The sequence below is a fragment of the Dokdonia sp. Dokd-P16 genome (genome assembly GCF_003095655.1).
In the GTDB taxonomy this organism is placed as follows: domain Bacteria; phylum Bacteroidota; class Bacteroidia; order Flavobacteriales; family Flavobacteriaceae; genus Dokdonia.
The window spans coordinates 1,906,979-1,919,412 of record NZ_CP029151.1; the positions used below are offsets into that span (position 1 = coordinate 1,906,979).

The 12,434-nt window shown below is 36.4% G+C and carries 11 protein-coding genes; 4 read left to right on the plus strand and 7 right to left on the minus strand.

Annotation, left to right across the window (positions count from 1 at the left end; genetic code table 11):
• Positions 1-136: 136 nt before the first annotated feature.
• The 3 genes from DCS32_RS08570 to pyrH form a co-directional block, all read right to left on the minus strand.
• Complete coding sequence (locus DCS32_RS08570; protein ID WP_108877896.1) at positions 137-2,257, minus strand: DUF5686 family protein; 2,121 nt, start codon at positions 2,255-2,257, stop codon at positions 137-139.
• A 77-nt stretch (positions 2,258-2,334) separates the two neighbouring features.
• Positions 2,335-2,892: a ribosome recycling factor gene (frr, locus tag DCS32_RS08575; RefSeq protein WP_013750185.1), complete on the minus strand. Its 558-nt coding sequence runs from the start codon at positions 2,890-2,892 to the stop codon at positions 2,335-2,337.
• Positions 2,893-2,945: 53 nt separating this feature from the next.
• On the minus strand, positions 2,946-3,650 hold the full coding sequence (gene pyrH, locus DCS32_RS08580; RefSeq protein ID WP_108877897.1) for a UMP kinase: 705 nt from the start codon (positions 3,648-3,650) through the stop codon (positions 2,946-2,948).
• A 272-nt stretch (positions 3,651-3,922) separates the two neighbouring features.
• Between pyrH and DCS32_RS08585 the strand changes: the two genes are divergently transcribed.
• From DCS32_RS08585 to DCS32_RS08595, 3 genes are all read left to right on the plus strand, one after another.
• Positions 3,923-4,423, plus strand: a complete 501-nt coding sequence (locus tag DCS32_RS08585; protein ID WP_108877898.1) for a hypothetical protein — start codon at positions 3,923-3,925, stop codon at positions 4,421-4,423.
• A 169-nt stretch (positions 4,424-4,592) separates the two neighbouring features.
• Positions 4,593-5,162, plus strand: a complete 570-nt coding sequence (locus tag DCS32_RS08590; protein ID WP_108877899.1) for a hypothetical protein — start codon at positions 4,593-4,595, stop codon at positions 5,160-5,162.
• Between the two features lie 233 nt (positions 5,163-5,395).
• Positions 5,396-6,121, plus strand: a complete 726-nt coding sequence (locus DCS32_RS08595; RefSeq protein WP_162533620.1) for a hypothetical protein — start codon at positions 5,396-5,398, stop codon at positions 6,119-6,121.
• A 286-nt stretch (positions 6,122-6,407) separates the two neighbouring features.
• Here the strand turns inward: DCS32_RS08595 and tsf are convergent, their stop codons facing one another.
• The 4 genes from tsf to rplM form a co-directional block, all read right to left on the minus strand.
• Complete coding sequence (gene tsf / locus DCS32_RS08600) at positions 6,408-7,373, minus strand: translation elongation factor Ts (RefSeq protein ID WP_108877901.1); 966 nt, start codon at positions 7,371-7,373, stop codon at positions 6,408-6,410.
• Positions 7,374-7,464: 91 nt separating this feature from the next.
• Positions 7,465-8,301 (minus strand): 30S ribosomal protein S2, encoded by an 837-nt coding sequence (gene rpsB / locus DCS32_RS08605; protein WP_108877902.1) that lies wholly within the window; start codon positions 8,299-8,301, stop codon positions 7,465-7,467.
• A gap of 209 nt (positions 8,302-8,510) precedes the next feature.
• Positions 8,511-8,897: a 30S ribosomal protein S9 gene (gene rpsI / locus DCS32_RS08610; protein WP_108877903.1), complete on the minus strand. Its 387-nt coding sequence runs from the start codon at positions 8,895-8,897 to the stop codon at positions 8,511-8,513.
• Positions 8,898-9,353, minus strand: coding sequence for a 50S ribosomal protein L13 (gene rplM, locus DCS32_RS08615; protein ID WP_013750176.1), 456 nt, complete (start codon positions 9,351-9,353; stop codon positions 8,898-8,900).
• Between the two features lie 293 nt (positions 9,354-9,646).
• Between rplM and DCS32_RS08620 the strand changes: the two genes are divergently transcribed.
• Positions 9,647-12,340, plus strand: coding sequence for a DUF5916 domain-containing protein (locus tag DCS32_RS08620; RefSeq protein WP_108877904.1), 2,694 nt, complete (start codon positions 9,647-9,649; stop codon positions 12,338-12,340).
• Positions 12,341-12,434 lie beyond the last annotated feature (94 nt).

The window sequence follows — 12,434 nt, forward strand, 5'->3', positions numbered from 1 at the left end:
CTTGTTTTAGCACCGCAAAGATATTCTTTTGGATGCAGATATGAGGGCAAATTAAAAAAGGCTTGTAGGTGGTAGGGGTTGCGCTTTCGCGAAAGCGTAATAAATTAACCTAAGTTCAGTAAGTTAAATGAGTTTACTACAGTTTGAGATTGAATGTAAACTTAAACGCAATGTTATCTCCCCAGTTAGATAAATGGTAAGCTCCGTAACGGTAGGTGAGACTCGTTCCAAAACCAAAAAGCAGCTTGTTAAGTTCAAATCCAGTTTCTGTATATCCTTTACTAAGCGAACCAAACTCGCCAATATCGAGGTGATCTTCTGGGTTGCTTATATCTCCTATGGCAAAACGGCTTATAAAAACCAATTCTGGTTTAAAACTCTTAGAGATATTAAATGGCGCCAGTCTATGTTTTACCTGAGCAGTAAGTAGTTTGTCTGAAAAGAATTCACCAAAAAACATAGTCTCAAAACTATTAACCCCAGCCACCGAAAAGCGCTGAAGTATCGTCTCCTTAGTAGGCGCATTAGGAAATGCGTGAAACAAATGTGTAATAGGTAAATCTCCAAAACCAACATTTCCTTCTACCAGAAACTCCGTAGCAGATTTGTTGAGATTATCTACTCTATAAAAAACCTTGGCTGCGAGTTTTGTAAAAGCAAGATCACCTCCTAGGCCATCAATAGCTTGAGATACCTGACCAGAGATTATAGGGTAGCCCTCATAAACAGGGACAATATCATTCTCCGTTTTTAAATATTTATTAGAAGGACTCCATCGGAAAGAGGCTGTGGCTTCAGAGATATCATAATTACGTATGATGTTGCCATTGTTATTATAGCGATAAGGGGTAGTTTGATCTAGTCTTCTATGAGCAATTTGTAACTCAGAAAGTAATTGTGGTGTAAGTCTGTACTCAAGATTTAAACGAGTAGTGCGGTGTTTGTAAAACTGTGTAATGTTTACAAGGCGTGGCTCAAAGAGTGAATACACACGGCGATCTGTTAAGTATGCATAATTACCTACTTCCTCTAGGTCGCTGTTGTAGGTTCCAGAAATCCATGCTCCCTTGTCTGGATCGAGAAGGTAACCAGCACCTATACCATACTTGATATCTTGGTCCTTGAACCCATAAGCAGCATAGCCTTCTATGCGGAAACGCTTAGAGAAAGACTCATTCGTCACGCCACCAAGTCCAAGTCGCAGTCCCTCATAATTATTGAACTTTACAGGGTATGTAAGGTCAAAATCAAAGGCATCAAAACTAAAATAACCAATACTAAAATTATTAGTAGTCCCTAATCTACGTTCTATGTTTTCGGCATTTACTATGCGCTCTAGTTCTGAGAAACTGCGTTCATCTTTGCTAGATAATGGTGTCGTGCGATAGTTTTGCCAGAACGATTCTGGTTGCTCGCTAGCGCCTTCCTTAAAGGTAATCGCATACTTAGAATCTGGAATGGTAACTTCCTTATTCACATTGTGATTGCTCATTCTCGTAGTAGCTACAAGAAACTTACGAGTGACCATATCTTCCAGCACTTCGTTTTCAATAGTACCTATAGAAATTCGTCCTTTAAAAAAAGAAAGCTTGCGATCTTCACTTCCTTTATCAAGAAATAATTCTCGCTGTTGCGGTAAGTATATATTTGCGTCTGCTATATAGGTATACTCTTGATTAAGAATAATGTTAAGTTTATCTGTGATACGCACTTGCACACCTTTTATAGCGAGTGTGTTTTTATCTAAGGTCATTTTCCCAGTAAGCCCAGGAATTTTCTTAGGTTTTTTAGGGCTAAAACTTACTTGGTAATCGCCATTTATACCACCAGAAGTTATACTGTAGTTATAATTGCGCATTCCTCTTGTTGAGAGAATTCCCGCATATCGATTATTAAAAATTACAAAGTCATCATCATAAAATGACCGTGATTGCACGTTTACAGCAAACACCTCGTATCGCGGATTCTTAAAACCAGCAAGCTGATATCCAATAATATTCTCCGAAAACTGGTGATGCTCTGTAAATTGAAGTTGGCTTACTTTTTCAGAAAAGAAGTTATGCGTACTTCCATTAAGGCTGTCTGTAATTACCGTTTTCTCGTAAACGTCATACGTGTAAGAAGCGAGTACCTCTCTCGGGTCGTTCTTAACTTTATTTTCAATTGCTTGATTGATAATGCGCTGCACGTCTGGCTCATTCTGAGCTATCGCAGTAAAACTTAAGCATAAGAGATAGACAATTATAAACTGACGCATAGAGTAGGTTGAAAGGTAAATGTATCAAAAAAGCGACCATGTGGTCGCTTTTTTATAATTGTTTAACTTCTGTACTATTATACAGTCATAATCTCAGCTTCTTTCTTGCTAAGAACGTCTTCTATTTTCTTGATATGAATATCAGTAAGCTTCTGGATATCTACTTCTGCATTTGCCTTTTCATCATCAGATGCGTCATCTACTTTTTTGATATCATTATTTGCATTTTTGCGATCATTACGCACACCTACTTTTGAGTCTTCTGCCTCTGCACGCGCTTGTTTTACAAGATCTTTACGTCTTTCCTCTGTAAGTGGCGGCACATTAATGATAATGTTTTCCCCGTTATTCATTGGGTTAAAGCCTAGGTTTGCATTTATAATAGCTTTTTCAATCTCTTGCATAAGGCTTTTTTCCCATGGTTGTACAGTAATAGTACGACCATCTGGAGTATTTACATTTGCCACTTGGCTTAAAGGAGTAGGGCTTCCGTAATAGTTAACCATTAAACCTTGTAGCATTGCCGGGCTTGCTTTTCCAGCACGTATAGTAAGTAATCGTTTTGCTAAGTGTACAATGGCATCGTCCATTGCTTCTTTGGCAGTATCTATTATAAATTTTAAATCTTCGTTCATGGTAATTTAATTATGATAGCAAGTTTACAAAAATTGAGCCAATTCTCTTGGTATTAGTTTACGGTAGTACCTATAGCGTCACCAGAGACCACTTTCATCAAGTTGCCACGAGTATTCATATCAAAAACAATAATAGGTAACTCATTTTCTTGACTTAATGTAAAAGCCGTAGTGTCCATCACTTTTAATCCTTTGCGTAACACATCGTCAAAAGAGATATGATCATACTTAATAGCATCTGTGTTTTTCTCAGGATCCGAGTTGTAGATACCATCTACTCTCGTTCCTTTTAAAATTACATCTGCCTCTATCTCAATTGCTCTCAATACCGCTGCAGAGTCTGTAGTAAAGTAAGGATTACCTGTTCCTCCGCCAAAAATAACCACACGTCCTTTATTGAGATGTGCCATCGCTTTACGGCGTATAAAAGGCTCAGCTACTTCATTAATTTTAATAGCTGTTTGCAATCTCGTTTTTACGTTGGCTTGTTCTAGCGCGTCTTGGAGTGCAAGACCGTTTATTACAGTGGCAAGCATTCCCATGTGATCACTTTGTACGCGATCCATTCCCTTGCTAGCTCCCGCTACACCTCTAAATATATTTCCGCCACCTATAACAATAGCAACTTCAATACCTTTTTCTGTTACTGCTTTAATGTCTTCTGCATATTCTGCAAGACGGTTAGGATCTATTCCGTACTGGCGATCTCCCATTAAGGCTTCACCAGAAAGTTTAAGTAATATTCTTTTATATTTCATAGTCTGTGTAGTTATGCAAATATACTATTTAAACAGAATGATTTAAAAGTGTGTGGCAATGGTTTTTCACGCTTTCGCGAAAGCGGATTTTTTAAAGAAAATATGCTCATTTTACGGATTTCCTTTTTTATAGACTATAAACTTGTATTAGGTTTGTGATGTGATTGATTTTTTTTTAAATGAAACTCTTTAATCAGGGAGTCTGAAATATTGTGATTAAGCAGTTTATTTTAATTTCATGATACCCATTAATTAGTCGTAAAATTTTTTAAATGATAAATCAAATTAAGATAGAAAATTTATTGAATTCAAGTATTAGTGAATTAAGTAAGCTTTTAAACTGTAATCTGGGTTTAGACATAACCAAAAGCTTTTATATCAATACTAATATTATCTGTGGAGATCTGTTAGGTAAAAAATATAGCTCTGTTGCCCTTTTTACGGATGAGAATAATTTAGTCAATTCTATTTCTATTAGATTTAATTGTGTTTTTGAAGAAATATATTACGAGAAATTAATCGAAGAGTATGGTAATCCTGATAGTATTTTGATCAAACCAAATGAAGATATTATCAATAAGACGAAAACTGTGCTTAATGAAAATTTAAGTCATGATTTCTCTCAAAAACTTACGAAGAGTACTTTTAATCTTGTACATGGTACTCTTGATCAGAATCCATTGCTTGTAATTTGGAACTTATACGATTTTCAAATTAAAATTATTCGTAGATATAATTCAAATATCAATAATATAATATTTAGCAGGAATTAATAGTATTTGAGCTAGTTTACAAGATGAAATTCATGGTGAAACTGTTTTAGTTAGCGAGTCCAAGTTCAATAGCTTCAGAATATAACGAAGCCTCCTTTACTATTAATCACAATAGGGGAAATACTCATAACTATGAAGTGAGAAGAAATAATATTAATACTACAGAGTTATGCGACTACTTATACTTTTATTTTTAATATTAATTCTTTTGAGTTGTAAAGCTTACGAAAGTGATATTTTAGATAATGATGAAAAAGTTGAAATGCTAAAAGTTGCGGCTTCTCATTTAGAAAACGTTTATAAAGTTGAAAAAGTAAACTTTGTTTTAAATGTTGATACTAGAGTTGATGAATTAATAGAAATGCTTGATGTGGACAAGCCTTATTATTTGCAACAAACAATTTTATTGTCTCAAACAAGTAGTGTTGAACTAAGCAAATCTAAAAGTACAATTAGCAGGCAGCTCCAGGGCTTAAATGCACTTAACTGTGATAATTTAAAAATCAATAAAAAATTTATCTGTTATAGCAATTTTGAATTGTACCCTCAAAAGAAAAAAGGGGATCCTAGAGAATTAAAAAATCCTTTTATATATCTCTCCAAGCCATTTTTTACAGTCAGCAAGGATTATGCAATTATTCTCTATTCTATAGGTACTAACAATACTTCTCAGAGTGCTATTATGATTTTAAAATACGATGAGAACTCTTGGGTTTTTAAAGAAAGAATGATTTTTTAATTTAATAATCTTGATTAGCTGTATAACTTCTAAACTTTAGGAACATTTTGTATTGTTAGGCTATTTAATTTGTATTCATTTTATGGGTGTTTATTAATTTGTGGTGCAATTTAATGATGAGGATGGTCATGTTCCCATTTCAAAGCATAGGGTTTAAAGAGGGCGTTGTGTGCAACTGATAGGGTGCTTTCAGGAACAGTATGAGTTTTTAGAATATGATGTAAATCGTTGGTTTGAGGATAGACTCAAAAGAGTGTTTAGAGAGAGAAGTGATGGTGGTAGTGTGGGAAGAGGTAATCTATATAATATTAATGTTAACGAGTATAAAAATGGATGTATGGATGGGTGCGAATAATTTTGATAAACAGAGTTTTCAATATTTTGACGAATTAATAAATAAAGTTTTTATAGACTCAAATAACGGCTTTTTTACACGTAATTTTCAAAAGTGGCAAACCGTAAGGGAGGATTTTGAACAACCTAGAATACTTAATCCTGAAATATGTGGTGAATTATGTTTAAAAAAGATGGAAACACTATTAGTAGAATATCCGGATTTTAATACCGTTCAAAATTTTACAGAACCTGCAATGGTTGGCTATTGTCAAAATATTCAAATTATAAATGATAATTATGAAAATAATTATAGTCATTCAATTTGCGTTAATATAAGTGATATTATACCCTATTTTCATATACACGTTCTTGAATTGAAGAGGAAGAAAAATAATTTCTCTAAATGGGATGGTTTGCCCTTCAGGAGAAAAGAATTAGAAATTACTGATTATTCTAGTCTATTGCAAAAGATTAAAGTCTTCCTAACTCAAGATTTGAGACTAATGGAATTTCCTGAAGTATTAGTTAACAAAGTACTTCCAAGTATTAATACTGAAAATATTTATCTAGGGGATTTTACTTATTACAATGCATTTTTTGCAGAAACTTTTAACACGCGATAAATAGTAATGAAAAAATATCTAAAGATTTGGCTATTTAGAAACATCCCAATTTGGATTATATTGGTCATAAATTGGCAAGCCTTGTTTTATTACAATATTGACGATACTTATTATGCACTTAGCTATATCTACTTTATACTGCCGTTTACTGTTTTGAGTCTTCTTTTTCTATTACGAGCTAGATTTGAGTAATAATTTTGGGCTCTCTTAAAGTACGCTTTCGCTAAAACAAAAAAAAACGCCTCCAGATGGAGGCGTTTTAAATATCAATAAAGTTTGTATAGCATTATGCTAGAGAAACTCTTTTAAAAGCTACTACAGATGCATCACCTTTTGAAGCAACAAACTCTGCTACGTTCTGGCTTTCATCCATAATAAAACGTTGGTCAAGTAACGCTTGCTCGTGATCAAGAGTCGTGTTGTCTGCAACAAAACGAGCTACTTTACCAGGTACAATGTTATCCCAGATTTTTTCTGGCTTTCCTTCTGCTTTTAATTGCTCTTTAATATCTGCTTCTGCCTGTGCCATTACTTCTTCAGTAAGTTGTGACATAGAGATGTATTGAGGTACGTTCTTAAGTGTCTTCCCAAGACGACCTAGTTCAATATTGTCTTTTTCGATAGCAGCAATACGTGCATCAGTTTCTGATGCTACAAATGCAGCGTCAAAATCTTTGTAAGAAAGCGTGTTTGCTCCCATAGATGCAACTTGCATAGATACACTCTTTGCAACCTCCTCAGCATTATCTGTAGCAGCGCTAAGACCTACTAGGGCACCTATTTTGTTACCGTGTACATAAGAACCTACAAAAGGAGCTTCTAATGTCTCATAACCTCCTATTTCGATTTTCTCACCTATGACACCAGTTTGCTCGATAAGCTTTTCTGTAACCGTCATTCCGTCAAAATCTGCAGCAAGCATTTCTTCTTTAGAGTTTACGCTTAATGCGATATCTCCCATTTTTGTAGCTAGCTCGATAAAAGAATCGTTCTTTGTTACAAAGTCAGTCTCACAGTTAAGTGATACAACAACTCCGCGTGTGTTATCTGCATTGATTTTTGCAATAACTACACCTTCAGAAGAATCTCTATCTGCTCTTTTTTCTGCAACTTTTTGTCCTTTTTTACGAAGTACAGTGATTGCGTCATCAAAGTTACCTTCTGCTTCAACTAGGGCTTTTTTACAGTCCATCATTCCAGCTCCAGTAGCTTCTCTTAATTTCTTTACGTCTGCGGCGGTAATGTTTGCCATGATATATAAGGTTTTAAAATTGAAAAAAGTCGTCTATTCGTTTTCAACAAAGAAAAGAAGTAGACGACTTTTAAGTATTATCAAATAGTTATTATTCTTCTTCTTCGCTAGCCGCTACAGGTGCTTTTGCAGCCTCAGCTTTTGGAGCTTTTGCTTCTGCCTTTGGAGCATCTGCTTTTTTAGCTTTCTTTTCAGCTTTTGGAGAATCATCACCTTCTTTTGCTGCATCTTTACCAGCTTTGCGATCTGCAAGTCCAGCACTAACAGCTTCAGAAACAAAACCTACGATTTTATCGATAGATTTAGAAGCATCATCATTTGCAGGGATAAGATAATCTACTTCTCTTGGATCAGAGTTAGTATCCACCATTGCAAAAATTGGAATGTTTAATTTTTGAGCTTCTTTAATCGCGATATGCTCACGCTTGATATCTACTACAAACAGTGCTCCTGGAAGACGTGTCATATCTGCAATAGAACCTAAGTTCTTATCAAGTTTTGCACGTAAACGGTCTGTTTGTAATTTTTCTTTCTTAGAAAGTGTATCAAATCGACCATCTTTTTTCATCTGGTCGATTGTTTGCATTTTCTTAATCGCTTTACGGATTGTAACAAAGTTCGTAAGCATTCCACCAGGCCATCTTTCTGTGATGTAAGGCATGTTTGCGTTACGAGCTTTTTCAGCTACGATATCTTTAGCTTGTTTTTTGGTAGCTACAAAAAGTATTTTTCTACCAGAAGCAGCAATCTTTTGAAGAGCCTCGCAAGTCTCTTCTATCTTTGCTGCAGTTTTGTAAAGATTGATGATGTGTATCCCATTGCGCTCCATATAGATATACGGTGCCATGTTAGGATCCCATCTTCTTGTGAGGTGTCCAAAGTGTACACCTGCATCAAGCAATTCTTTTATTTCGATGTTGTTTGCCATTTTTGTAATAGTTTACGTTCCGTTGGACATTAAAATTAGCAACTTCGAGTTCACGAAGTTTAGATGCTAAACTAACCTTACTAAGATTTTGCTCGCGCAAAAACATAATAAGCAACGACAACATTTCAATTAATTTTTAAATTTTGATAGTAATCAGTTTCAATTCATACCCATAATAAGCCAAAAGCCTTTGCGAGTATAGCGATATATTAACGCTTAGAGAATTGGAATTTCTTACGTGCTTTCTTCTGACCAAATTTCTTACGTTCCACCATTCTTGGGTCACGAGTAAGAAGTCCTTCTGGCTTAAGGATAAGACGATTTTCTGCGTCTAGTTCACACATTGCTCTAGAAAGAGCAAGTCTGATAGCCTCAGCTTGACCAGTAATACCACCACCGTAAACGTTTACCTTAATATCAAAGTTACCTTCATTGTTAGTCATAACAAGTGGTTGGTTTACTTTGTACTGAAGTGTTCCTGTAGGGAAGTAGTTGTTCAGTTCTTTTTTGTTAATAGTGATGTTTCCTTTTCCTTCAGAAAGGTAAACACGAGCTACTGCGGTCTTACGACGACCGATTTTGTGTAAAGTCTCCATTTACTTAATTTCGTTTAGGTTAATGGCACGAGGCTTCTGCGCTTCCTGATCGTGTTCTGCACCTGCATACACTTTAAGGTTACGGAAGATAGCACTCCCCAATTTGTTTTTTGGTAACATCCCTTTCACGGCAGCTTCTACTACACGTGTAGGATCTTTATCGTAAAGCTCTCTTGCTGTAAGACTACGTTGCCCACCTGGATAACCTGTGTGACGGATATATGATTTTTCCGTCCACTTGTTTCCTGATAATTGCACCTTTGCAGCGTTTATGATAACAACGTTATCTCCACAATCTACGTGAGGTGTAAAACTAGGCTTGTACTTACCGCGTAAAAACTTAGCTACGATAGAAGACATACGACCTAGCGTTTGTCCGTCTGCATCTATCAAAACCCACTCCTTGTTTACGGTAGCTTTGTTTGCAGATACTGTTTTGTAACTTAATGCGTCCACACTAATTAATTTTAATTAAACATTCCATTTCCCGCCTAAAAACGGGTTTGCAAAAGTACATAAATTTATTTATCACACAAACGTCTGTCTGACTATATTTTGTATTGTTCTTTTTATGTGTTGTATAAGTCATAATATATAGGTGTAAATAAGCATTATTAATGTTTGTTTTCACGCTTTCGCGAAAGCGTAACTTTAAAAAAAATGTGTTGATAAAATCTTAAAAGAAGAGAGTTATTGTCACAACCTGAGGTGTTTGAAGTCTTTCTAGTAAATCAATCAAAACCAAACCAATGTTACTTACTATCAATCAACTCCGAGCAGTAATCGCGCTCCTTTTTCTAAGTTCCCTTAGCGTAGTAGCCCAAACTGAAGCTACTGAGCTTAACATCCCCAAGAAAGTCTACAACACAAATGCTGTAAAAGGAGAGGCTCCTGATATAGATGGAGATCTCTCTGATGCGGCGTGGAATAATGTGGAGTGGTCTACAGATTACTTGCAATTTGAACCAGATGTGGGAACACCACCTACTACGCAGACTAAAATGAAAATCACTTATGATGATAAAAACTTATACGTGGCTTTCCATTGTCTTGAAAGTGATAAGTCTAAAATAGAAAGGAGGCTAGGGCGTCGAGATGATTTTCCAGGTGATTGGGTAGAGATTAATATAGATAGTTATAATGACGACCGTACGGCATTTTCTTTTACAGCTTCTGCCTCGGGAGTAAAAGGCGATGAGTTTGTGTCAAACAATGGCAACTTTGATAGTAGCTGGAATCCGATCTGGTATCTAGCCACGGGAGAAGATAGGGAAGGCTGGACAGCAGAAATGCGTATACCTTTGAGTCAGCTACGCTTTAGTGCAGAAGGGATTCAAACTTGGGGCATACAATCTACAAGGCGCTACTTTGCAAATGAAGAGCGTTCTACCTGGCAGCCACTTCCTGCCAATCCTCCAGGATGGGTGAGCGAATTTGGAGAACTGCGAGGAATTAAAGGAATTAAGCCACAAAAGCAATTAGAAATACAGCCATTTGTATTAGGTCAGTACGATACATTTGAGGAAGAAGCAGGTAACCCTTTTAGAGATGGTGACGATTTTGGAGGAAATGTAGGGCTTGATGCTAAGATTGGAATAACAAATGATCTTACTCTTGATCTTACGGTAAATCCAGATTTTGGACAAGTAGATGCAGATCCGGGCGCTATTGCATTAGACGGGTTTGAAATATTTTTTGAAGAGCGTCGTCCTTTCTTTGTAGAAAATAAGAGCGTCTTTGACTTTAGAGTAGGCGGTGGAGCAGATAATGTGTTTTTCCCAAGACGTATAGGGCGCACTCCACAGGGAGGAACCACATTTGATACTTCAAAAGGAGAGTATGAAGATTTTCCAACCAATACTACCATATTAGGAGCTGCAAAGTTTAGTGGTAAAACAAAAGATGGCTGGACTATAGGTGTGCTAGAAAGCGTGACAGGAAAAGAATTTGCCGAGATTGAACTAGATAATCGGGAAGAGGTTACATCGCCTCTCGATCTAGATGGACTTCTAGGAGAGAAGCGTAAGGAGCTTGTAGAACCACTTACAAATTACTTTGTAGGTCGCGTTCAAAAAGATTTTAATGACCGTAACTCTTTTGTGGGTGGGATATTTACCACAACTCATAGAGACATGGAGCGTAGTCTAGATTTTCTCCACACGCAAGCTTATACAGGAGGAATTGATTTTAGACATAACTGGAAAGACCGTAAGTATTATATAGAAGGGCGTGGTATTATAAGCCGTGTAAACGGAGATCCTCAAGCTATTTTAAATACACAGACATCGCTCACGCATTTATTCCAGCGAGTAGATGCAGAGCATCTGGAAGTAGATCCAGACGCCACAAGTCTTTCTGGTACTGGTGGTAATCTTGCTATAGGTAGAGGAAGCGGCAAGTGGCGATATGAACTAGGAGGTAACTGGAGATCTCCAGGATTAGAGCTTAATGATATAGGCTTCTTACGTCGTGCAGATAGAATTGTACAGTTTGCAAGCGTGAGACGCTTCTGGAATAACTCAACTTCTTGGTATAGACAAGCTAATGTAGGCGTAGAGCAAACAACGCAATATGACTTTGATGGAAATTTCAACCGTATTCAGTATGAAGGTAGGGCAGAAATTAACTGGAAAAACAACTGGTTTACAGAAGTAGGAGGCGCTCATAAACCTCGCATATTTATTAACTCCTTCTTACGTGGTGGACCACGCTGGAGATTTAATGAAGAGAACTTTTACTTTGCAGCTGTAGGGACAGATCAACGTAAGAAATTAAGTGCTATTGCAGTATATGTAAATTCTCAAGCAAAGCAAGATAACTTTTCTTTAAATAGGTACGAGTTACGTCTCAACTACCAGCCACTTGATGCGTTGAGTTTATCTCTTTCTACAGAATATGAGATGAACCCTAATAAAACACAATACGTTTCTCAGCAATCGTATGCGCCTGCTACTTTTGGGATGAGATATATAACAGGTGAGATTGAGCAAGAAACCTTGAGCGCAACTTTGCGCGTTAATTATAATATCAATCCTAATTTTACCATACAGTATTATGCGCAGCCATTTATAGCTAAAGGGAGTTATTCTAATTTCAATTTTGTAGCAGATAGTGATAATGAAAACCTCAATGAGCGAGTAATATTATTTAATCAAAACCAAATAAGTGAGATAGACGGAGGCTATGCAATAGATGAAGATGTGGATGGTACTACAGATTATAGCTTTGGTAATCCTGATTTTAACTTCGTTCAGTTTCGCTCTAATCTTGTGGCAAGGTGGGAATACATCCCAGGATCAGAAGTGTTTTTAGTGTGGTCACAAGGAATAGAAGGAGGCGCATCATCAAGAGAAAGCCTTACAAATGCTTTTGATAGTCAAGTACTAGGACAGCAAATTAGAAATACGTTTCTTGTGAAGTGGACGTACCGTTTTGTGTTGTAGCTGTCTTTTGTCTGCTTGATAATGCTTTACGTCGAGTTCTTGATTTTTTTAAGTTTAAGAATTTCTTAATTAAAATTTTTATGAGCTTGTAAAC

Excerpts from the sequence above, each read along its gene's own strand:
- DCS32_RS08570 (WP_108877896.1), bottom strand. The coding sequence starts at position 2,257 with ATGCGTCAGTTTATAATTGTCTATCTCTTATGCTTAAGTTTTACTGCG.
- frr (WP_013750185.1), bottom strand. The coding sequence starts at position 2,892 with ATGAACGAAGATTTAAAATTTATAATAGATACTGCCAAAGAAGCAATG.
- pyrH (WP_108877897.1), bottom strand. The coding sequence starts at position 3,650 with ATGAAATATAAAAGAATATTACTTAAACTTTCTGGTGAAGCCTTAATG.
- DCS32_RS08585 (WP_108877898.1), top strand. The coding sequence starts at position 3,923 with ATGATAAATCAAATTAAGATAGAAAATTTATTGAATTCAAGTATTAGT.
- DCS32_RS08590 (WP_108877899.1), top strand. The coding sequence starts at position 4,593 with ATGCGACTACTTATACTTTTATTTTTAATATTAATTCTTTTGAGTTGT.
- tsf (WP_108877901.1), bottom strand. The coding sequence starts at position 7,373 with ATGGCAAACATTACCGCCGCAGACGTAAAGAAATTAAGAGAAGCTACT.
- rpsB (WP_108877902.1), bottom strand. The coding sequence starts at position 8,301 with ATGGCAAACAACATCGAAATAAAAGAATTGCTTGATGCAGGTGTACAC.
- rpsI (WP_108877903.1), bottom strand. The coding sequence starts at position 8,897 with ATGGAGACTTTACACAAAATCGGTCGTCGTAAGACCGCAGTAGCTCGT.
- DCS32_RS08620 (WP_108877904.1), top strand. The coding sequence starts at position 9,647 with ATGTTACTTACTATCAATCAACTCCGAGCAGTAATCGCGCTCCTTTTT.